The organism is Streptomyces sp. NPDC014907 (assembly GCF_055562975.1).
This window is the reverse complement of the sequence record NZ_JBVHEG010000001.1, coordinates 844,493-864,988: the sequence shown is the minus strand read 5'-3', so window position 1 is coordinate 864,988 and position 20,496 is coordinate 844,493. Positions and strand designations below refer to the sequence as shown.

18 protein-coding genes, 1 pseudogene and 1 riboswitch are annotated in these 20,496 nt (G+C 74.5%); of the genes and pseudogenes, 14 read left to right on the top strand and 5 right to left on the bottom strand.

Going from position 1 to position 20,496, the window contains the following annotated elements; all coding sequences use genetic code 11:
• Window positions 1–61: 61 nt before the first annotated feature.
• The gene (locus ACZ3IL_RS03870) at window positions 62–1,456 is read right to left on the bottom strand and encodes a protein kinase domain-containing protein (protein WP_467386245.1); all 1,395 of its coding nucleotides are present in this window, start codon (window positions 1,454–1,456) and stop codon (window positions 62–64) included.
• Entirely contained in the window at window positions 1,453–2,190 is a 738-nt protein-coding gene (locus tag ACZ3IL_RS03865) for an FHA domain-containing protein (protein ID WP_467386243.1), read from the bottom strand. The genes ACZ3IL_RS03870 and ACZ3IL_RS03865 overlap by 4 nt, the downstream gene beginning before the upstream one ends.
• Before the next feature lie 187 nt (window positions 2,191–2,377).
• On the opposite strand from ACZ3IL_RS03865, the gene ACZ3IL_RS03860 reads away from it, so the two are divergent.
• Window positions 2,378–3,832 carry a DUF2079 domain-containing protein gene (locus ACZ3IL_RS03860; protein WP_467386803.1) on the top strand — a complete coding sequence of 485 codons (1,455 nt, stop codon included), beginning with the start codon at window positions 2,378–2,380 and terminating at the stop codon, window positions 3,830–3,832.
• A 169-nt stretch (window positions 3,833–4,001) separates the two neighbouring features.
• Here ACZ3IL_RS03860 and ACZ3IL_RS03855 read toward each other — a convergent pair whose 3' ends face one another.
• Window positions 4,002–4,721, bottom strand: coding sequence for an RDD family protein (locus ACZ3IL_RS03855; RefSeq protein ID WP_467386241.1), 720 nt, complete (start codon window positions 4,719–4,721; stop codon window positions 4,002–4,004).
• Between the two features lie 249 nt (window positions 4,722–4,970).
• Here ACZ3IL_RS03855 and ACZ3IL_RS03850 point away from each other — a divergent pair, with 249 nt between their 5' ends.
• The 8 genes and pseudogenes from ACZ3IL_RS03850 (at window position 4,971) to ACZ3IL_RS03815 (ending at window position 12,576) form a co-directional block, all read left to right on the top strand.
• Window positions 4,971–5,831 carry a bifunctional methylenetetrahydrofolate dehydrogenase/methenyltetrahydrofolate cyclohydrolase gene (locus tag ACZ3IL_RS03850; RefSeq protein ID WP_467386239.1) on the top strand — a complete coding sequence of 287 codons (861 nt, stop codon included), beginning with the start codon at window positions 4,971–4,973 and terminating at the stop codon, window positions 5,829–5,831.
• A 67-nt stretch (window positions 5,832–5,898) separates the two neighbouring features.
• Window positions 5,899–6,297, top strand: coding sequence for a DUF3017 domain-containing protein (locus tag ACZ3IL_RS03845; RefSeq protein ID WP_467386237.1), 399 nt, complete (start codon window positions 5,899–5,901; stop codon window positions 6,295–6,297).
• A 252-nt stretch (window positions 6,298–6,549) separates the two neighbouring features.
• Window positions 6,550–6,771 (top strand): annotated as a pseudogene (locus tag ACZ3IL_RS03840) (helix-turn-helix domain-containing protein); the annotation flags it as partial.
• A gap of 714 nt (window positions 6,772–7,485) precedes the next feature.
• Window positions 7,486–7,995, top strand: a complete 510-nt coding sequence (locus ACZ3IL_RS03835; RefSeq protein WP_467386801.1) for a DUF2690 domain-containing protein — start codon at window positions 7,486–7,488, stop codon at window positions 7,993–7,995.
• 276 nt (window positions 7,996–8,271) lie between these two features.
• On the top strand, window positions 8,272–9,261 hold the full coding sequence (locus ACZ3IL_RS03830; RefSeq protein WP_467386236.1) for a malate dehydrogenase: 990 nt from the start codon (window positions 8,272–8,274) through the stop codon (window positions 9,259–9,261).
• 187 nt (window positions 9,262–9,448) lie between these two features.
• Window positions 9,449–11,206, top strand: coding sequence for a hypothetical protein (locus ACZ3IL_RS03825; protein ID WP_467386234.1), 1,758 nt, complete (start codon window positions 9,449–9,451; stop codon window positions 11,204–11,206).
• Window positions 11,199–11,579 carry a hypothetical protein gene (locus tag ACZ3IL_RS03820; RefSeq protein WP_467386232.1) on the top strand — a complete coding sequence of 127 codons (381 nt, stop codon included), beginning with the start codon at window positions 11,199–11,201 and terminating at the stop codon, window positions 11,577–11,579. The genes ACZ3IL_RS03825 and ACZ3IL_RS03820 overlap by 8 nt, the downstream gene beginning before the upstream one ends.
• Before the next feature lies 1 nt (window position 11,580).
• Window positions 11,581–12,576, top strand: coding sequence for a serine/arginine repetitive matrix protein 2 (locus ACZ3IL_RS03815; RefSeq protein ID WP_467386230.1), 996 nt, complete (start codon window positions 11,581–11,583; stop codon window positions 12,574–12,576).
• A gap of 51 nt (window positions 12,577–12,627) precedes the next feature.
• Here ACZ3IL_RS03815 and ACZ3IL_RS03810 read toward each other — a convergent pair whose 3' ends face one another.
• Window positions 12,628–13,143: a carboxymuconolactone decarboxylase family protein gene (locus tag ACZ3IL_RS03810; protein ID WP_467386228.1), complete on the bottom strand. Its 516-nt coding sequence runs from the start codon at window positions 13,141–13,143 to the stop codon at window positions 12,628–12,630.
• A 46-nt stretch (window positions 13,144–13,189) separates the two neighbouring features.
• Between ACZ3IL_RS03810 and pdxR the strand changes: the two genes are divergently transcribed.
• From pdxR to ACZ3IL_RS03795, 3 genes are all read left to right on the top strand, one after another.
• A complete protein-coding gene (gene pdxR / locus ACZ3IL_RS03805; protein ID WP_467386226.1) occupies window positions 13,190–14,599 on the top strand; it encodes a MocR-like pyridoxine biosynthesis transcription factor PdxR in 1,410 nt (469 codons plus the stop codon).
• Between the two features lie 207 nt (window positions 14,600–14,806).
• Window positions 14,807–15,097, top strand: coding sequence for a hypothetical protein (locus ACZ3IL_RS03800; RefSeq protein ID WP_467386225.1), 291 nt, complete (start codon window positions 14,807–14,809; stop codon window positions 15,095–15,097).
• A 13-nt stretch (window positions 15,098–15,110) separates the two neighbouring features.
• Entirely contained in the window at window positions 15,111–16,295 is a 1,185-nt protein-coding gene (locus ACZ3IL_RS03795; protein WP_467386224.1) for a glutathionylspermidine synthase family protein, read from the top strand.
• Window positions 16,296–16,325: 30 nt separating this feature from the next.
• On the opposite strand, the gene rocD is transcribed toward ACZ3IL_RS03795, so the two are convergent.
• A complete protein-coding gene (rocD, locus tag ACZ3IL_RS03790; RefSeq protein WP_467386223.1) occupies window positions 16,326–17,531 on the bottom strand; it encodes an ornithine--oxo-acid transaminase in 1,206 nt (401 codons plus the stop codon).
• Window positions 17,532–17,638: 107 nt separating this feature from the next.
• Window positions 17,639–17,729, top strand: a riboswitch (ZMP/ZTP riboswitch).
• 72 nt (window positions 17,730–17,801) lie between these two features.
• On the opposite strand from rocD, the gene ACZ3IL_RS03785 reads away from it, so the two are divergent.
• Together ACZ3IL_RS03785 and trpS are read left to right on the top strand one after the other, a co-directional pair.
• Window positions 17,802–19,112, top strand: coding sequence for a serine hydroxymethyltransferase (locus ACZ3IL_RS03785; protein ID WP_467386221.1), 1,311 nt, complete (start codon window positions 17,802–17,804; stop codon window positions 19,110–19,112).
• Window positions 19,113–19,433: 321 nt separating this feature from the next.
• Window positions 19,434–20,444, top strand: coding sequence for a tryptophan--tRNA ligase (trpS, locus tag ACZ3IL_RS03780; RefSeq protein WP_467386799.1), 1,011 nt, complete (start codon window positions 19,434–19,436; stop codon window positions 20,442–20,444).
• Window positions 20,445–20,496: the final 52 nt, after the last annotated feature.

Below are 20,496 nucleotides of genomic sequence, written 5' to 3'. Positions count from 1 at the left end.
CCGCGTTCGGAGCCGGTTCGGGCGGAGTCCACCGTCGCCGCGCACCCCGCCCGGCGCGTACTCAGAACTCAGAGGGTGCGGAGCACCGCGTGACCCATTCGTGCGAGCGGGGACGCACCGGCGCCGCGAAGTTGACCCGGGTCCCCTTGCGCAGGCAGCCGAGGAGCCACCGGTGTCCGGCCGCGGCGTAGTACTCCACCTCCGGCAGTACCGTCCCCTCCTGCGGGCCGAAGCCGTTGTTGTACGCCGAGGCGATCCGCCCGGTCCGCGCCCAGTCGCAGCGCGCGGCGGTGTCGACGGCCCAGTCCTTCGCGCCGCCCTGCCACAGGCACATCTCGCCCTTGCCGTCCTCGCGGCTGAAGAAGCACACGGCCCCGGGCGTACAGCGCTCGTAGCCCGGCTCCGGGGTCCCGCCGTCCCCGGCGATCAGGCCCCCGGTGAGGCCGAGCGCCGTACCGGCCACGACGAGCGCCGTCCCGCGGACCAGCGTCCGCGCCCGTCCCGGCCGCCGTGGCGTCCGGCCGGCCGCCGCCTCCCGCACCCGCTCCAGGAGCAGGGTGGCGTCGTGCGGGGCGCGGGTCTCGTGGGTGTGGCCGAGGCAGTCGGCGACGATCCGGCGCCAGGGTTCGGGCAGGGCGGAGGAGAGGCGCAGGTCCTCGGTGCCGCGGGCGTAGCGGACGGCGGCGTCGCGGCGGGCGGCCGGGGTGCCGCCGGGGAACGGGTGGGTGCCGGTGAGGACGAGGTGGGCGAGGACGCCGAAGGCCCAGATGTCGCTGCTCGGCCGGATGCGGACGCCGCGCACGCCCCTCTCGGGCCAGAGCAGCTCGGGCGGCGTGTAGTCGGGCGTGGCGAACCCGGGGCCGTAGGCGTGGGTGCCCTCCAGCTCGCAGGCGGTGCTGAAGTCGCCGAGCCGGACGCCGCCGTCGGCCATCAGGAGCACGTTGCCCGGTTTGAGGTCGCCGTGGACCCAGCCGGCGTCGTGCAGCTGGTGGAGCCCCTCGCAGACCTGGACGAGCAGGGCCGGGCCGCCGGGAAGGGGCCCGGCCGCACCGGCCCCGTCGAGGCGGGACCACAGGGAGCGTTCGGCCTTCTCCAGTACGAGGACGGTGGCACCGTCCAGTTCCGGGTGGCCGGGGTCGTCGACGGTGAGCGTCTCGTACAGCTGGACGAGCCGGGGAGCCCGTAGCCGGCTCAGCAGCTCGATCTCGCGCTCGGCGAGTTCCTTGAGGTGGCGCAGCGCGCGCGGGGTGCACGTTCCGGTCGGCAGGAACTTGAGCGCCGCCGTCTCCGGGCTCGCCACCGTCCCCGGGTCCGGGGCGCCCGGCGTTCGTCGCGCCGCGTACACGCTGGCGAAGGCGCCGGCGCCGAGCGGGTGCTCGACGGTCCACCCGCCGACCCGGTAGCCCGCTTCCACGGTGAGCGGGAAGGAACCGAGGCCGACCGGGACGACGCTCATCGGCCCTCCGTGAGGGCCGCGAGGTCGTCCTCCCGCACGAGGTCGAAGCGGAGCGCCAGCGAGACCAGGCACTCCTTCTTGCCGTTGAGGCGCCGGCCCGCGTCGGCGGCGTCCGCGCCGGGCTTGAGCCGTAACTTCACGGCCAGGTAGTCGATGTTCCACTGGACGGCGGCGCGGTTCGCCTCCGGCCACAGCGGACGCAGCCGCTCCACGACCTGGTCGGCCGTCGGCAGCGGCGCGTGCGGGGCGCCGCGCAGCCGGGACTCGCACAGGGCGACGAGCACGAGGAAGTAGCGCTTGGAGCGGTCGAGGGGGAAGGCGAGCGCGGTCGGCTCGCCGTCCCCGGCGGCGTGCGCGTGCTCCACGTAGTCGTGGCGGGGCGCCCAGACGCTGAAGTCGAGCAGGTCGCCGCCCGCGGGCAGGACGACCCGGGAGAACTCGAACGGCACGGGGGCGTCGATCCGCCCCGGCGCCACCTTGATGTGCTCCCCCGCCCCCTCCGGGTTCTCCACCACGTAGGTGGAGACCGTGCTGAAGTTGGAAAGGGTCCAGTAGGTCGTGGTCGCGCCGATCTCCCCGGCCGTACGGGACACCCCGGGGTGGGGGACGTCCAGGTGCCGCCCGCCGGCCCTGTGCGGGGCGGTGCGGCCGAAGTGGAGCTTCTCGCCGGGCGCCAGCCTGATCTGGCTCCCGGGGTCGGCGGCGTGTGCGGGCACCACGATGATGCTGTACATGACGCGTCCTTTCCCCGAGGTCTGCGGGACCAGGCTAGGGAGCGGCGATAAACGAATGCAGAACGTCATCGGGCGGCTACGGAGCCTCCGGCCGGGGCCTTCCGGAACCCCGGCGACAGGTCCGCCGAACGGGTGGTCTCTGTTCTAATGGGTTGCTCTTTTGTCGACCACTGGTAGTGGGGGCGTGGTGTTGGACGTACAGAACAGGTCCGCGGTGGAGGCCGTCGCCGGCGCTCCCGGGACCGCCGCCACCGGCCCCCCGGACCGGCTCCCGCCCGTACCGCTCCGCCCGTACCTGATCCTCGCGGCCGTCCTGTGCGCCCTCTGCTTCCTGTACTCCTGGGTGCAGTACGCGCACTTCCGCACCCCCTCCTGGGACCTCGGGATCTTCGGGCAGTCCGTCCGGGCGTACGCCGAGTTCCGGGCGCCGGTCGTCGACATCAAGGGCCCCGGCTTCCCCATACTCGGGGACCACTTCAGCCCGGTCACGGCCCTGCTGGCGCCGCTGTACTGGATCTGGCCCTCGCCGGTCGCCCTGCTCTTCGCGCAGGCCGCGCTCTTCGCCGCCTCCGCCGTCGTCGTCGGCCGCACCGCGCAGGAGGTCCTCGGCAGCCGCGCCGCCGGCATCGCCCTCACGATCGCCTACGGGCTCTCCTGGGGGCTCCAGGAGGCGGTGAAGTCCGACTTCCACGAGATCGCCTTCGCCGTCCCGCTGCTCGCCCTGGCCTGCCGGGCCCTGCTCCTCGGCCGCTGGACGGCGGCGGCCGCCTGGTCCGCCCCGCTCGTCCTGGTCAAGGAGGACATGGGGCTCACCGTCGCCATGGTCGGCGCGGTCCTCTTCCTCAAGGGGAGCAGGCGGCTCGGCGCCGCCCTGGCCGGCTTCGGCACGGCGGCCTTCGCCCTCACCGTCCTCGTCCTGATCCCGGCGGCCAGCAGCCTCGGCCGGTACGACTACTGGTCCAAGATCGACAAGACGGGGGAGGGGGCCGACACCTCCTTCGGGCAGGTCGTCGCCGGCGCCCTCGCCTCGGGGGAGCGCTGGGAGATGGTCCTCCACCTCCTGGCGATCACCGGCTTCCTCGCCCTGCGCTCCCCGCTGGTCCTGCTCGTCCTGCCGACCCTGGGCTGGCGCTTCCTCTCCCAGGACCCCAACCACTGGGGCATGCACTGGCACTACAGCGCGATCCTCATGCCGGTCCTCTTCGCGGCCCTCGTGGACGGCGTCCGCGCGGTGCGGACCTCGCCGCGCGCCTGGCTCGTCTCGTACGGGAAGGTCGCCGTCCCGGTGGCGACGACGGTCGCGCTCGTCCTCGCCGCGAACCTCCCGCTGCGCGACCTGCTGAAGCCGGAGACGTACCGGACGGACGCCCGGGCGGAGCAGGCGCGGGCGGCGGTCGACGCGGTGCCGGAGGGGGTGAGCGTGGAGGCGGACGTCCCGCTCCTCGCCCATCTGACGGCGGACCGCCGGGTCTACTGGACGGGCTCCTCGCAGGAGGTCGACCCGGACTACCTCGTCTACGACCTGCGGGGCTGGTCGCAGCAGATCCAGGACCCGGTCCGGCTGGCCGCGCAGCTCCACCCGGGGGTGCGGTACGAGGTCACGCACCGCTCGGACGGCTTCGCGGTCCTCCGGCGGGGGTGAGGCCGGGGGCCCCGGACTCCCGGGGGACGGGTCCCGGCATCCCCGGGGGAACGGGCCCCGAAGCTCCGGGGAAACGGGTCCCGGAGTCCCGGAGTCCCGGAGAACGGCCGAGGGCCGTCCGGCGGTGTGCCGGACGGCCCTCGGAGCGGCGGGGAACCCGCCGGGAGACCTACTTCTTGACGACGAGCGTGCCCGCGGCACGGTCGTGCCAGCCCTGCAGCTTGCCGGAGTTGTCGAAGAACGGCGACAGGTAGACCAGGAGCTGGCCGATGCCGCAGAGGATCGCGCCGACCATCGGGATGATCCAGCGGATGAAGCCGCCGCCGACGCCCGGCTTGCCGCCCGTGGCCTCCTTGACGACACGGAGACCGAGCGCCATCTTGCCGAGGGTGGCGCCGACGAACGCGATCATCAGCCACTCGTACAGCATGGTGGCGATGAAGATCAGGAAGAGGAAGCCGAAGAAGGCGGCGAATATGCCACCCGCTGCGGCGGCCTGGTCGTTGATGCAGGTCTGGTAGGCCGGGGTCATCGGGTCGAGCTTCGCGCAGTCCTCGATGGACTCGGCCGCGCCCATCACGCCGGCGAGACCGACCAGCGACAGGACCCACGAGATGACGCCGATGGCCACGCCGTCGATCAGGCGCGCGGCGAACCGCAGACCCATCGAGGCGACCTGGACGGTGCCGAGGCCGTGCAGGTTGATGTAACCGTTGTTGGCCTGAAGCGTGCCCGGAGCCTGCGGGTACGCGCCCGGCTGCTGGGGGTAGCCGTAACCCTGCTGCGGCACGCCCTGCGGCGCCTGCTGGGGGTAGCCGTAGCCGGGCTGCTGGCCCTGACCCTGGTCCTGGGGCTGTCCGTAGGGGTTGTTCGGGTCGCCGAAACTCATCGCGCGATTCCTCCGTGGGTTTTTCTGTGCGGGGACGACGCGGCCCGCGCGGAGGACCTTCACGACTATTGAGCGGATTTCCCCCCGGCACTTTCCGCGGTACTACGCCGGTCATCGTCGTCGCAACCTCGACTTTTTGTCCAGTCGTCATGACGCGGAGTTGTACGAGTGCAACCTTTCGTCCCGTGCCGCGGCCGTCCGGCGCCGGTGAATTGGAACATGACGGGTGGCATCCGGGAAGATGTCCCCATGAGCGCCCAGATTCTCGATGGCAAGGCCGCAGCGGCCGCGATCAAGTCCGACCTGACCGTCCGCGTGGCGGCCCTCAAGGAGAAGGGCGTCACGCCCGGACTCGGCACCCTCCTGGTCGGCGACGACCCGGCGAGCCAGAAGTACGTGGCCGGAAAGCACCGTGACTGCGCACAGGTCGGACTCGCCTCCATCCAGCGCACGCTCCCCGCCACCGCCACCCAGGAGGAGATCGAGGCGGTCGTCCGGGAACTCAACGAGGACCCGGAGTGCACGGGGTACATCGTCCAGCTCCCGCTGCCCAAGGGCATCGACGAGAACCGCGTCCTGGAACTGATGGACCCGGAGAAGGACGCGGACGGCCTGCACCCGACCAACCTCGGCCGCCTCGTGCTCAACGAGCCCGCCCCGCTGCCCTGCACGCCCAACGGCGTCATTACCCTGCTGCGCCGCCACGGCGTGGAGATCGACGGCGCCGAGGTCGTGGTCGTCGGACGCGGCGTCACCATCGGGCGCCCGATGCCGCTGCTGCTCACCCGCCGGTCCGAGAACGCGACCGTGACCCAGTGCCACACCGGCACCCGGGACCTCTCGGCACACCTGCGCAACGCCGACATCATCATCGCGGCGGCGGGCGTGCCGCACCTGATCAAGCCGGAGGACGTGAAGCCGGGCGCGGCCGTCCTCGACGTCGGCGTCTCGCGCAACGCCGAGGGCAAGATCCTCGGCGACGTGCACCCCGGCGTCGCCGAGGTGGCCGCCTGGATCTCCCCCAACCCGGGCGGCGTGGGGCCGATGACCCGCGCGCAGCTCCTCGTCAACGTCGTCGAGGCCGCCGAGCGCGCGGCCGCGGCGCTCTGACGTGGGCTCCGGGACTCCGGAGCCGCCCGAGCCGCAGCCCGAGCCGCAGCCCGGGACGAGGCGCGGCGTGCGGCGGCCCCCGCCCACCGTCGTCACCGCCGGCACCGCGCGCCCCGAGGGCGGCGGCCGGGCCGCGCCCGGCGACGCCCCCGCGCCCGCGCGCCAGTGGCCGCTGCTCGTCGTCCTCTGCCTCGCCGGGGCGGGGCTCCTCCTGGTGGGCACGGACGCGTTCCCGCAGTCCTTCCGGGTGGGGGCGATCCTGGTCGGGGTCGCGCTCCTGACGGGCGCCGTGATGCGGCGCGTGGTGCCGTCGGTGGGGATGCTCGCGGTCCGGTCCCGCTTCACGGACATGATCACGTACGGGGTGATGGGCGGCCTGATCGTGCTGCTCGCGCTCATGGTGCAGCCGGGCCCCTGGCTGCGGATTCCGTTCCTGGAGGACGTGCTCCACCTGACGGTGACGTAGGTCCCGGCTTCCGGTTCGCGAGGTGTGCGGCGCCCGCCCTCTCCCCCGTGGGAGGGCGGGCGCCGACGTGATCAAGGGTCATGTACGTGCCAACGCCGGTACAAGGCCCGTCGGCGCGCTGTGGCACGGAAGTGACCATTCCGCTACTTCGGCCGCGCTTCCGGGCGCGCGCCGCCCCGGAAGCTGCCATCCTTCGGGACGGCGGACGGAACGACGACGGGGAACGGCGAGCAGGGGACGAGGGGGCCGTACATGCCTGGCTGGAAGGCGCTTCCGGACGAACTCGACCCGGAGACGCGCGCGTTCACCGAGCGGATGCGCCGCCTCATCGACCGCAGCGGCCTCGGCGTCGTGGCCGTCGCCGAACGCACCGGACGCGAACGCTCCCAGTGGGACGCCTACTTGAACGCCCGTCGGCCCGTACCGCGCGCGGTCGTGGCCGCCCTCGCGGAGGTCACCGGCGCCGACCCGGGGGAACTCGCGGCCCAGTGGGAGCGCGCCGAACGGGCGAGGACCCGTTCCGCTTCCCCCACGGGCCCGGTGGGCGGAAACCCGGTGGGCGGGAACCCGACCGGTGGGAACCCGGGCGACGGAGGACGGACCGGTGGAGAGCCCGTCGCCGGAGGACCCGCGGCGGGAGAACCGGTCGCAGGAGGGTCGGTCGCAGGAGCGTCGGTCACGGGAGCACAGGCCGTCGGAGGGCCGGTCGCCGGAGCACCGGCCGCCGGAGAGCCGGTCGCCGGAGCACCGGTCACGGGAGCACCGGCCGCCGGAGGGCCCGGTGGCACGGGGCCCGGTGGCACGGGGCCCGTTGTCCACGACGACCGCACCGTGCGGCTCCGGCGCCTCGGCGGTCCGGACCCGGCGGAACCCCCGGCTCCCGCGCCCGCGCGCGTACCCCCGCCCGGCCCCGCCCCGGCACCCCCGCCCGGGGCCGTGCCCCCGCCCTCACCCGGAGTCCCCTCCTCACCCGGAGTCCCCTCCTCACCCGGAGTCCCACCCTCGCCGGGCGTCCCGCCCTCGCCCGGCGTCCCGCCCTCGCCGGGCGTCCCGCCCTCGCCGGGCGTCCCGCCCTCGCCCGGCGTCCCGCCCTCGCCCGGCGTCCCGCCGTCGCCCGGTGACCCGCCCTCACCCGGTGCCGCGTCCCCTCCCGCCCCCCGCCGCCGGGCCGCGACCGTGCTCCTCCGCGTGGCCGGGTGCCTCGGCGCCCTGCTCGTCGTCACCGCCGCCCTCCTCCTCGTGGACCTGGGCGGCGACGGCGGCACGGACGGCGGGGACGGGCGCGCGGCCGCCCCGTCCACCACCCCGGCCCCGAGCCCCACGCGCCGTACGGACCTCCCCGCGGGGGTGAGGTGCTCCGGCGCCGACTGCGCCGGGCGGGACCCCGAGGCGATGGGCTGCGGCGGCCCCCTCGCCACCACCGTCGCCCGCGTCCGCGTCGGCGCCGCCCGGGTCGAGGTCCGCCACAGCGCCGCCTGCGCGGCCTCCTGGGCCCGGATCACCGGCGCCGCCCCCGGCGACAGCGTCACCGTCGAGGTCGGGGGCGCCGTCCGGGGCGCCATCGTTCCGGAGGGCGCCGCCGGGGCGGCGGTGAGGACCGACGCGTACACCCCGATGCTCGCCGACGCGCCCGGCGCGGTCGTACGGGCCTGCGGCGCCCTCGCGGGAGGCGACGAGGCCTGCACGAAAGGCCGTTGAGGAACGCGCCCGCGCCCGCCGGCCGTCCCGCGTGCCGCCCGCCGGCCGTCCCGCGCGCCACGGGCCGCCCCTCCGCGCGTCACCCGCCGGCCCGGGGGCGCGCCACGCGGACGGGTGGCAGTGAGCCGGACCACAACGGGGTGGGGGTTCAGGGGGGCCGGGGTCGGATAGCCTGACCGCTGGATATCTCTTCACATCGAGACACCGATCGATCAGGAGGGGTATCCCGCACCAGGGGCAGGGACCCCCACCGCCAGCTGTCTTACGGAGATCGCCATGACCCGCACTCCCGTGAATGTCACCGTGACCGGCGCGGCCGGCCAGATCGGCTACGCGCTGCTCTTCCGCATCGCCTCCGGCCACCTGCTCGGCGCGGACGTGCCGGTCAAGCTGCGCCTCCTCGAGATCCCGCAGGGCGTCAAGGCCGCCGAGGGCACCGCCATGGAGCTCGACGACTGCGCGTTCCCGCTGCTCAAGGGCATCGACATCTTCGACGACCCGAACCAGGGCTTCGAGGGCGCCAACGTCGCGCTGCTCGTCGGCGCCCGCCCCCGCACCAAGGGCATGGAGCGCGGCGACCTGCTCTCCGCCAACGGCGGCATCTTCAAGCCGCAGGGCAAGGCCATCAACGACCACGCCGCGGACGACATCAAGGTCCTCGTCGTCGGCAACCCGGCCAACACCAACGCCCTCATCGCCCAGGCCGCCGCCCCGGACGTGCCGGCCTCGCGCTTCACCGCGATGACCCGCCTGGACCACAACCGCGCGCTCAGCCAGCTCGCGCAGAAGACCGGCGCGTCGGTCGACGACATCAAGCGCCTCACCATCTGGGGCAACCACTCCGCGACCCAGTACCCGGACATCTTCCACGCGGAGATCGCCGGCAAGAACGCCGCCGAGGTCGTCGCCGACGAGGCGTGGCTGGCCGACACCTTCATCCCGACCGTCGCCAAGCGCGGCGCCGCGATCATCGAGGCCCGCGGCGCGTCCTCCGCCGCCTCCGCCGCGAACGCCGCCATCGACCACGTCCACACCTGGGTCAACGGCACCGCCGAGGGCGACTGGGTCTCCATGGGCATCCCGTCGGACGGCTCCTACGGCGTCCCCGAGGGCCTCATCTCGTCCTTCCCCGTCACCTGCAAGGACGGCGCGTACGAGATCGTCCAGGGCCTGGAGATCAACGACTTCTCCCGTACCCGCATCGACGCCTCCGTGCGGGAGCTCGCCGAGGAGCGCGACGCGGTCCGCGAGCTCGGCCTCATCTGAGTCCGTCCCCCTTCCGGCGCCTTTTCGGCTCCGCGATTCCGGCGCCCCCGGCCCGTACGACCGACCGTACGGACCGGGGGCGCCGTTTTTTCCGCCGACAGGGAGCTCCGGCCTCCCCTATGCTGTGCCCCCGGCACCGGCCGAACCGGCCGGTGAACAGGGAAAGTTGCACACCACCGGGGGAACCTTGGCCCAGTCGTCCGTACCCCATCAGCCCGGCCCGCCGCCCGGCCCGCCGCCCGGTCCCCACCCGGCCGCCGATCCGCACCGCGCGCCGGCCGCCAGCGAGGCGACCCGGCTGCTCTGCGCCGGCACGTACCTCGACGAGGGCTTCCGCGACGCGGTCATCGACGAGCTGTACGTCCACGAGGAGCGGTTCGCCGCCCCCTCCCTCGGCTACGACGCGGGACGCGTCCTCGCCCACGCGCTGCGCGCCCGCCGCGTCGAACTCGGCTGGGCCGCCTGCGTCCTGGCCCTCTGGACCGTCGCGCTCCCGCTCACCAAGGGCCTGATCCTCCTCGTCGTCGTGCCCTTCCTGGTGCTCGGCCTCGCCCGCCGGGTCCGCGGCCGGTCCGCCGCCGCCCCCGTGTACCGGCTCGTCGCCGCCTTCGTGCTGCGCTGGTACGGGCGGCTCCTGCTCCTCCAGTCGGTGCTGCTGCTCCTCCTCCTGGCCCTGGCCGGCGAGGAGTCCCGCTGGGAGCTCCTCGGCGACCTCTCCGAGACGGGCGAGGTCCTGAACCTCGCCGTCGCCCTGGTGGCGGACGGACTGCTGGGCATCGGCGGGCTGGAGGTGTGGATCACCATCGCCGTGCCGCTCCTCGTGGCCTGGGCGGTGGCCGCCCGGCGCGGCCAGTTCGCCCGCGCGCTCACCCAGGAACTCTCCCGGGAACGCTTCCCCGACCAGGGCGCCGACCCGGCCGAACGGGCCGAGGGGGCCCGCTTCCGCCGGCTGCGCGACCGCATCCGGACCGAGCAGCACGCGCGGCTGGTCATGTACGGGGCCGACGACCCGTTCTGCGGCGCCGGCGAACCGTACGAGCCGTGGTCGCTCTCCATCGAGCTGCGCCCGCGCAAGGACCTGGACGGCCGGACGCCCGAACCGCTCGACAACAGCGCCATCATGCGGCACGTCGTCCCGCTCGTGGAGGCGCTGCGCGTGCCCTCCCCGCACGGCTCGCCGCAGCTCCGGGCGGCCGTGCGGGACCGGCTGCGCGAGCTGGAGATCGACGAGGTCGTCTTCCTGCCCGTCGACGGGCTCCCGGCCCGCACCGCGGCCCCGTACACCCCGGAGGGGTTCGAGGCGCACCGGTCGGGCTCCATCGAGGAGGGCGGCGAGACCCGCCGCCACTTCCTCCGCGTCCGGGTCGGCGGCTGGGGCGAGGAGATCGTCACGACCGTCTTCGTCCGGGTCCACACGCAGGGCGGCATGCTGATGCTGGAGGTCGCCCCGCACGTCCTGCGGCCCGTGAAGCCGCTCTACCGGTACGCCGACCGGATCGCCCACCGCTACCGGCACAACCACCGCTTCGGCAGGGCCGTGTGGGCCCTCGGCCGGACCCCGCGCTCCGCCGGGGACGCCGTGGTGACGCTCTGGCGCGGGCTCGTCCACCTGTGGCAGGTGCTGACCGGCGGCCACACCAACGCGCTGCCCGAGGGGCCGGCGGCGTCGGTCCGCGAACTCGGCTCCGACGACGACGCCTCGCTGTTCCAGGAGATGGACATCAGCCGTTACCTGAAGAGCGTGCAGGACCGGGTCGCGAACGGCGTGACGGCCGCCCTCCGCGAAGCGGGCTACGAGACCGCCGAGTTCGAGCAGAAGATCGTCCACGTCGCCGAGGGCGGCACGTTCATCGAGAACACCAAGGGCAACGTCACCCTGGGCAACCACAACACCGTCACCAGCAGGACCTTCACCACCCCGACCACCGGAGGCGACCGTGGCTGACACCGACAACGACCCCCGCCGCAACGGCGTTCACGTCACCAACACCGGTGGCAACGTCACCATCGGCGACCACAACACCGTCACCAGCACCGTGACCGGCGACCGGCCGGCCCGCGACCCCGGGCAGGAGGAACTGCTCCGCGCCATCCGCAGGCTCCGCGCCGACCTGGGAGGGGTCGTCCCCTCCGAGCAGACCTCCGCCCTGGACGCCGAACTCTCCGACGCCGAGGACGAGATCGAGGGCACCGGCCGCGCGGACACCGGCCGCCTGACCCGTCTGCGCCGCGCCCTCGCCGACGCCGGCGCCGTCACCGGCGTCCTCGCCTCGGGCGTGGCCGTGGGGCAGGCCGTCGCCGCCCTGCTCGGAGGGTGAGATGAGCGGACACGGGGGCGGCGGGGCGGGCGGGCTCCGCTGGAACGACGAGGCGCAGCGCTGGGAAACGGGGCACGGCCCCGGCGCCCCGGCGGCCGGAGGCGGCGGGGGGAGCGGTCCGGTCGTCCCTCCGCAGCCGCCACCGCCGGAGTACCCGGCCGTGCACGGGCCGGCGTACGGGCCCGAACACGTCCCCGCGCACGGGCCGGAGCACGTTCCGGCGCACGGGCCGGAGCACGGCCCCGGTGCGGGCGGCCCGCCGTACCCCGCCGCCCCCCTGGTCCCGCCCGCGCCGCCGGTCCCGCCCCCGGTCGCGGCCGGGCCCTCCCGGCCCCGCCCGGGGGCCGCGGTCGCGGCCGGGGTGGCCGTGGCCGTCCTGGCGGCGGGCTCCGCCGGCGTCTGGTTCGTCCGGGGCGGGGACGGGGGGAAGCCCCCGGTGGCGGGCCCGGAGGTCTCCGTCTCCGTCACCCCGGAGACGGAGGACGTCCCGTCCGGGCCGGCGCCGTCGGCCTCCGCCCCCGCCACGGCCACGGCCGGGGACGACGTGCCCCCGCCCGGCTACCGGGCCGTGAAGGACCTCAAGAGCTTCACGATCGGCGTGCCCGAGGGCTGGAACCGCACCGAGTCCGACCAGGGCGTCTTCTACAACGCGCCGGACGGCCGGAGCCTGCTCCAGGTCTTCGTCGTCACCGAGCGGGGCCTGACGCCGTACGACGCCCTGCGCGCGGTCTCCGAGAACAGCAGGACGGCCAAGCCCGGCTACGAGGAGATCAGCCTCGAACGGGTCACCGGCGACCCGGACGCCCCGGCCGACGCCGCCGAACTGGTGTACGCGTACTCCCGCGAGGGAGGGCGCCGCAAGGTGGTCGACCGGGCGTTCACGGCGGAGGACGGCAACCACTACGCGATCCTGGCCGCCGGCCCGGAGGGGGACTGGCCGAAGCAGCGCGAAGTGCTCCGCGTGGCCCTGGACTTCTTCCGGCCCGGCCCGTACTGATCCCGGCCCCCTCCGGAGTCCCCGCGCGGGCCGCCGGCCCGCGCGGGGGGCTCACGAGGAGCGCGGGGCGTAGTGGCCGGGCGTCATCCGGGTGGTGACGCCGATCCGGTTCCAGGCGTTGATGGTGACGACGGCGGCGATGACCCGGGCCAGTTCGGTCTCGTCGAAATGGGCGGCGGCCCGCGCGTACACCTCGTCGGGGACGAAGCCGTCGGTGAGGACGGTGACGGCCTCGGTCAGGGCGAGCGCCGCCAGCTCCCGGTCGGTGTAGAAGTGCCGCGACTCCTCCCAGGCGGAGAGCTGCACGATCCTCTCCACGCTCTCGCCCTCCGCCAGCGCGTCCTTGCTGTGCATGTCGACGCAGAACGCGCAGTGGTTGATCTGCGAGGCCCGGATCTTGATCAGGTGGTACAGGACGGGGTCGATGTCCTTCGCGGCCGCCGCCTCCAGCCGGGTCATCGCCCGGTAGAAGTCGGGGACCCGCTCGGCGAGGAGGAGCCGGGGCGCGTGGGCGTGGGCGTACCCGGCCCGCCCGTCCGGCGCGGCGGACTGTCTCGTGGTCGTCATGACGTCACGGTAGGAGCCGTTTGGCGCAGGAGTATGGTCCATTTCCATGGCGAACGACTGGTCCACTTTCGGGGCCGACCTCCATCTGGAGCCGCGCGGGCCGCGCCTGCGCGCGGGCCTCACGGAAGCCCTGCGGGAAGCGGTGCGCGGCGGGCGCCTGGAGGCGGGCACCCGGCTGCCGTCCTCCCGTTCGCTCGCCGCCGACCTCGGCATCGCCCGCAACACCGTCGCCGACGCGTACGCGGAGCTGGTCGCCGAGGGCTGGCTGACCGCCCGGCAGGGCTCCGGCACCCGGGTCGCCCGCCGCGCCGCCCCGCGCGCCCCGGCGCCCCGGTCCCGGGCGCACGCCCCCCGGCCCGCCGCCCCCGCCCACAACCTCAAGGCCGGCACCCCCGACCTCGCCTCCTTCCCCCGCGCCGACTGGCTCAAGGCGTACCGGCGCGCCCTCGCCGCCGCCCCCCACGAGGCCTTCGGGTACGGGGACCCGCGCGGCCGGACCGAACTGCGCACCGCGCTCGCCGAGTACCTCGCCCGCGCGCGCGGCGTGCACGCCCGGCCCGAACGGATCGTGGTCTGCGCCGGGTTCACGCACGGCCTGTCGCTGCTCGGGCAGGTGCTGCGGGCCCGGGGCGCACGGGCCGCGGCGGTGGAGTCGTACGGGCTCGGGCTCCACGCCGACGCCCTCGGCCGGGCGGGGCTCGACACCCCCGTCCTGCCCTTCGACGCGGAGGGCACGAGCGTCCGGGAGGCGGACCTCGACGGCTGCGGGGCGGTCCTCATGACGGCGGCCCACCAGTTCCCGCTCGGCGGCGCCCTGCCGCCGGACCGGCGGGCGGCCGTGGTCGACTGGGCGCGGGGATCGGGCGGCTTCGTCCTGGAGGACGACTACGACGGGGAGTTCCGCTACGACCGGCAGCCGGTGGGCGCCCTCCAGGGCCTCGATCCCGGACGGGTCGTGTACCTCGGCACCGCCAGCAAGTCCCTCGCGCCCGCCCTCCGCCTCGCCTGGATGGTCCTGCCGGAGGACCTGGTGGACGAGGTGGTGGAGGTGAAGAGGGCCGCGGACCAGGTGTCCGGGACGCCGGACCAGCTGGCGCTCGCGGAGTTCCTGGGCTCGGGGGCGTACGACCGGCACGTGCGGGCGATGCGGCTGCGCTACCGGCGGCGCCGCGACCAGCTCGTGGCGGCGGTGGCCGCCCGCTCCCCGGAGACCCGGGTCGGCGGGATCGCGGCCGGGCTCCACGCCGTCCTCACCCTCCCGCCGGGCACCGAACGGGAGGCCCTGCGCTCCGCCGCCTGGCACGGCCTCGCCGTGCAGGGCCTCGGCGACTACCGCCGTCCCGGCGCGGCCCGGGCCCCGGACGGCCTCGTCGTCGGTTACGCCACCCCGTCGGACAGCGCCTGGCCGGGAGCCCTGGAGGCCCTCCTGCGCACGCTTCCCCTCCGCACCGGGTAGCGGGCGGACCCGCGCCCGCCTCCCGGCACGGGCGGACCCCGGGGACGCGGCGGCCGCGCCGGAACGGACGGCCGGGCGGGGGCGCGCCGCCTTCCGGGAGCGCGGAACGGCTCCGGACGGCGGGGCCGGGAGGCGCCCGCCTACACTGTGCGGTCGCGAGCGGCGTGAGCGCGCCGGTCGCGATCGCGAAGGGGAGGGCGTCGGAACATGCGGAGGCTGAGGTCGAGCACGGTCGTGCTCGGAGGGATGGGCGTGCTGGCGGCGGCGATCACCTCGTGCGGCAGCGAACCGGACAAGCGGTGCGTGGACCCGCTGTCCCGGGAGGAGCTGCCCACCTACCGGTGCGACGGCGGCGGGAGGGACGACGACGACGGCGGCACCCGCGGCTCGTACTACTACGGCGGCTCCGTCCGCGACAAGAAGGTCAGCGGCGGCAGCTTCGACAAGACCGCCGTCGACAGGGGCGGCTTCGGCTGCTCCGGTTCGAGCGGCGGCTGAGGCGGCCCGGACCATGCGACGCCACACCATCGAGCCCCGCCCCGGCTGGCAGCGGACCGTCGAGGAGCAGGGGCTCGTCTATCCCCTGACCCGCTACCCGGACGGTTCGCTGCGCCCGTACTGGGACGAGAGCGCGTACTACTCCTTCAGCCTGCCCGAGGTCGAGGCCCTGGAGGAGACCGTCGAGGAGCTGCACGGGATGTGCCTCGCGGCCGCCGCGCACATCGTCGAGCGGGAACGTTTCTCCGATCTGGGCATCACCGACCCCGCACTGGCCGCGCTGGTCGCCGAGTCCTGGCACCGCCGCGCCGAACTTCCCACGATCTACGGCCGGTTCGACCTGCACTACGACGGCACGGGCCCGGCCAGGATGCTGGAGTACAACGCGGACACCCCCACCTCGCTCGTCGAGGCCGCCAGCCCGCAGTGGTTCTGGATGGAGGAGCGGTTCCCCGGCGCCGACCAGTGGAACTCCCTCCACGAACGGCTGGTGGACGCCTGGAAGCAGCAGGCCCACCTCCTGCCGCCCGGCCCCGTCCACTTCGTCCACTCGGACGGCGACGAGCTGGGCGAGGACCTGATGACGGTCGCCTACCTGCGCGAGACCGCCCAGCAGGCCGGCCTGGAGACCGAGGCGCTCTCCGTCGAGCGGATCGGCTGGGACCGGCTCTCGCGCCGCTTCGTGGACGACCGGCTCCGCTTCCTCCGCAGCTGCTTCAAGCTCTACCCGTGGGAGTGGCTGACCACCGACCGCTTCGGCCGGCACGTCCTGGACACCCTCGACAACGGCGGCGGCACCGGCACCACCTGCTGGATCGAGCCCGCCTGGAAGATGCTGCTCTCCAACAAGGCGCTCCTCGCGATCCTGTGGGAGCTGTACCCGGGCCACCCCAACCTGCTGCCCTCCTACCTCGACGGCCCGCGCGAACTCGCCGCCACCACGGGCTGGGCCGCCAAACCGCTGCTCGGCCGCGAGGGCGCGGGCGTCACCCTCCACGAGGCCGGCACGGAACCCTTCGTGCGGGACGGGGAGGCCTGCTGCTACCAGGCCCTGGCCCCGCTCCCCGACTTCGACGGCAACCGGGTGGTGCTCGGCGCCTGGGTCGTCCGGGACGAGGCGGCGGGCCTCGGCATCCGCGAGTCGGCGGGCCCCGTCACCGACGAGTACGCCCGCTTCCTGCCGCACGTGATCCTGTGACGGGGCCGGCCGGCCCCGCCACGGGTCCGGTCAGGCCGACAGCACCGCCCGGAGCTGTTCGAGCCCCCAGTCCAGGTCCTCCTTCGAGACGACCAGCGGCGGGGCGATCCGGATCGTGGAACCGTGGGTGTCCTTCACCAGGACCCCGCGCTCCATCAGCCGCTCCGAGATCTCCCGGCCCGTCCCCTTCGACGGATCGACGTCCACCCCGGCCCACAGGCCCCGCCCGCGCACCGCCCGCACCGCGCCGCCGCCCACGAGCAGTCCCAGCTCGGCGTGGAGGTGCTCGCCGAGCTCCGCCGCCCGCTCCTGGTACTCGCCCGTCCGCAGCATCGCGATCACCTCCAGGGCCACCGCGCAGGCCAGCGGGTTCCCGCCGAAGGTCGAACCGTGCTCGCCCGGCCGGAAGACCCCGAGCACGTCGCGGTCCGCGACCACCGCCGACACCGGCACCACCCCGCCCCCCAGCGCCTTCCCGAGCAGGTACACGTCCGGGACCACGCCCTCGTGCTCGCACGCGAACGTCCTCCCCGTGCGGCCGAGGCCCGACTGGATCTCGTCCGCCACGAACAGCACGTTCCTCCGGCGCGTCAGCTCCCGCACCCCCGGCAGATAACCGGCCGGCGGGACCAGGACCCCCGCCTCGCCCTGGATCGGCTCGAGGAGCACCGCCACCGTGTTCTCGGTGACCGCCGCCTCCAGGGCCGTCAGGTCCCCGTACGGCACGATCTCGAACCCCGGCGTGTACGGCCCGTAGTGGTCCCGCGCCTCGTGGTCCGTCGAGAAGCTCACGATCGTCGTCGTCCGGCCGTGGAAGTTGTTCGCCGCCACCACGATCTTCGCGTGCCCGTCCGGCACGCCCTTCACCTCGTACCCCCACTTCCGGGCCGTCTTCACCGCCGTCTCCACCGCCTCCGCGCCGGTGTTCATCGGCAGCACCGCCTCCTTGCCGCACAGCTCCGCGAGCCGCGCGCAGAAGTCGGCGAACCGGTCGTGGTGGAAGGCGCGCGAGGTCAGCGTCACCCGCTCCAGCTGGGCCTTCGCCGCGTCGATCAGACGCCGGTTGGCGTGCCCGAAGTTGAGCGCCGAGTACCCGGCGAGCAGGTCGAGGTACCGGCGGCCCTCGACATCGGTCATCCAGGCGCCGTCCGCCGAGGCGACGACGACCGGGAGGGGGTGGTAGTTGTGGGCGCTGTGCGCCTCCGCCGAAGCGATCGCGTCTGCTGTCCTCGACACGGGGTCTCCGTTCGTCCTGCGGCCCGGGGCGGGCGCGGTCCCTTTTTCTATCGTCGCTCGGATGCCGGACGGGGAAACCTCGCCCGCGGCGCGCCCGTTACCCTGTCGGCACGCGCGGCGACTGGCGTACGGGGAAACGACCCCGGGGGAGCCGCGCGCGGCAGACCGCACGAGACGCCGCCCGCCTGGGCGTCCCGGGACCGACGTCCCGGACGGCGCCGCGCCCCGCGTGGTGTCCCGGGACCCCGAACACGCCCGGAGAACACCACCGTGACCGTCACCACCACAGCCGTCCCCACCGGGACCACCGCCGCCGAGGGCGCCGCGGCCCACCCCGCCCTCACCGCCGCCGACCCCGAACTCGCCGCCCTCGTCGGCGCCGAGGAGCGGCTCCAGGCCGAGACCCTGCGCCTCATCCCCAGCGAGAACTACGTCTCCGCCGCCGTCCTCGAAGCCTCCGGCACCGTCCTCCAGAACAAGTACAGCGAGGGCTACCCCGGCCGCCGCTACTACGAGGGCCAGCAGAACGTCGACAAGGTCGAGACCCTCGCCGTCGAACGCGCCAAGGCCCTCTTCGGCACCGACCACGCCAACGTCCAGCCCTACTCCGGCTCCCCGGCCAACCTCGCCGTGTACCTGGCCTTCGCCGAGCCCGGCGACACCGTCATGGGCATGGCCCTGCCCATGGGCGGCCACCTCACCCACGGCTGGGGCGTCTCCGCGACCGGCTCGTGGTTCCGGGGCGTCCAGTACGGCGTGCGCCGCGACAACGGGCTCGTCGACCTCGACGAGGTCCGCGAGACCGCCCTCAGGGAGCGCCCGAAGGTGATCTTCTGCGGCGGCACCGCGCTGCCCCGGACCATCGACTTCGCCGCCTTCGGCGAGATCGCCCGCGAGGCCGGCGCCGTCCTCGTCGCCGACGTCGCCCACATCGCCGGCCTGATCGCGGGCGGCGCCCACCCGTCCCCGGCCGGGCACGCGGACGTGATCTCCACGACCACCCACAAGACCCTGCGCGGCCCGCGCGGCGCCATGCTCCTGTCCCGCGAGGAACACGCCAGGGCCCTCGACCGGGCCGTCTTCCCCGGCCTCCAGGGCGGCCCGCACAACCAGACCACCGCCGCCATCGCCGTGGCCCTGCGCGAGGCCTCCCTGCCCTCCTTCCGCACCTACGCCCACGCCGTCGTCGCCAACGCGCGGGCCCTCGCCGACGCCCTCCTCGCCCACGGCTTCGACCTGGTCTCCGGCGGCACCGACAACCACCTGATCCTGATGGACCTCACCTCCAGGGGCGTCCCGGGCAAGACCGCCGCCAAGGCCCTCGACCGGGCCGGCATCGTCGTCAACCACAACACCGTCCCCTACGACCCCCGGAAGCCCTTCGACCCCTCCGGCATCCGCGTCGGCACCCCCGCCCTCACCTCCCGGGGCCTCGGCACGGAGCACATGCCGCTGGTCGCGGACTGGATCGACCGGGGCGTCACGGCCGCCGGCCGGGGCGACGAGGAGGCCCTCGCCGTGATCCGCGACGAGGTCGCCGGCCTGATGGCCGGCTTCCCGGCGCCGGGCCTCCCGGTCTGACCCCCGGCGCGGGGCGCGCGGTCCGCCGCGCGCCCCGCGGTCCCGGTCCCGCGGGCCGGGGGCGTCCGCGGGGGGCCCGGGCGTCGAGCCGAACGGGGCCCGCCCGGTCCCGCGGGCCGGGGGCGTCCGCGCCTCCCGGCGGTCGGGACCGGGACGGCCGGGGCCGGAGCACCGCGCCCCGGAGCCCGGGGACGGGCCGCGCCCCCGCCCCGCCCGGGGCACCGGCAGTCCGGGACGCCCCGCGCACCTGAGAGAATGATGTGCATGGCCTTTGACAGCCCGCCCGTCGCCCACCACCACCCCCAGGGGGATGGCTCCGCCATGCAGCAGCGTCCGCGCGTCCTCTCCGGAATCCAGCCCACCGCGGGCTCGTTCCACCTCGGCAACTACCTCGGCGCCGTACGCCAGTGGGTCGCCCTGCAGGAGACGCACGACGCCTTCTACATGGTCGTCGACCTGCACGCGATCACGGTCCCGCAGGACCCCGCCGAGCTGCGCGCCAACACCCGGCTCGCCGCCGCCCAGCTCCTCGCCGCCGGCCTCGACCCGGAGCGCTGCACCCTCTTCGTCCAGAGCCACGTGCCCGAGCACGCCCAGCTCGGCTGGGTCATGAACTGCCTCACCGGCTTCGGCGAGGCCTCCCGCATGACCCAGTTCAAGGACAAGTCCGCCAAGCAGGGCGCCGACCGCGCCACCGTCGGCCTCTTCACGTACCCGGTCCTCCAGGTCGCGGACATCCTGCTCTACCAGGCGAACGAGGTCCCGGTCGGCGAGGACCAGCGCCAGCACATCGAGCTGACCCGCGACCTCGCGGAGCGGTTCAACGGGCGCTTCGGCGACACCTTCACGATCCCCTCGCCGTACATCCTCAAGGAGACGGCGAAGATCTACGACCTCCAGGACCCCTCGGTCAAGATGAGCAAGTCGGCCTCCACGCCGAAGGGCCTCATCAACCTCCTGGACGACCCGAAGGCCACCGCCAAGAAGGTGAAGAGCGCCGTCACCGACACCGACACGGTGATCCGCTTCGACCCGGAGAACAAGGCCGGCGTCTCCAACCTCCTCACCATCATGTCCACCCTCACCGGGAAGGGCGTCCCGGAGCTGGAGGAGGACTACGAGGGCAAGATGTACGGCGCGCTCAAGACGGACCTCGCCGAGGTGATGGTGGAGTTCGTCACGCCGTTCCGGACCCGCACCCAGGAATACCTGGACGACCCGGAGACGCTGGACTCGGTCCTGGCCAAGGGCGCGGAGAAGGCCCGCGCGGTCGCCGCCGAGACGCTCGCGCAGACGTACGAGCGCATCGGCTTCCTGCCCGCCAAGCACTGAGTCCGAAGACCCTGGCCACGAGGGCGGTGCAGGCCGCACACTGGCGGCTGCA

Bases quoted from the DNA above. Each gene is read 5' to 3' on its own strand.
- ACZ3IL_RS03870 (WP_467386245.1), bottom strand. From the start codon at position 1,456: ATGAGCGTCGTCCCGGTCGGCCTCGGTTCCTTCCCGCTCACCGTGGAA.
- ACZ3IL_RS03865 (WP_467386243.1), bottom strand. From the start codon at position 2,190: ATGTACAGCATCATCGTGGTGCCCGCACACGCCGCCGACCCCGGGAGC.
- ACZ3IL_RS03855 (WP_467386241.1), bottom strand. From the start codon at position 4,721: ATGAGTTTCGGCGACCCGAACAACCCCTACGGACAGCCCCAGGACCAG.
- ACZ3IL_RS03850 (WP_467386239.1), top strand. From the start codon at position 4,971: ATGAGCGCCCAGATTCTCGATGGCAAGGCCGCAGCGGCCGCGATCAAG.
- ACZ3IL_RS03830 (WP_467386236.1), top strand. From the start codon at position 8,272: ATGACCCGCACTCCCGTGAATGTCACCGTGACCGGCGCGGCCGGCCAG.
- ACZ3IL_RS03815 (WP_467386230.1), top strand. From the start codon at position 11,581: ATGAGCGGACACGGGGGCGGCGGGGCGGGCGGGCTCCGCTGGAACGAC.
- ACZ3IL_RS03810 (WP_467386228.1), bottom strand. From the start codon at position 13,143: ATGACGACCACGAGACAGTCCGCCGCGCCGGACGGGCGGGCCGGGTAC.
- pdxR (WP_467386226.1), top strand. From the start codon at position 13,190: ATGGCGAACGACTGGTCCACTTTCGGGGCCGACCTCCATCTGGAGCCG.
- ACZ3IL_RS03800 (WP_467386225.1), top strand. From the start codon at position 14,807: ATGCGGAGGCTGAGGTCGAGCACGGTCGTGCTCGGAGGGATGGGCGTG.
- ACZ3IL_RS03795 (WP_467386224.1), top strand. From the start codon at position 15,111: ATGCGACGCCACACCATCGAGCCCCGCCCCGGCTGGCAGCGGACCGTC.
- trpS (WP_467386799.1), top strand. From the start codon at position 19,434: ATGCAGCAGCGTCCGCGCGTCCTCTCCGGAATCCAGCCCACCGCGGGC.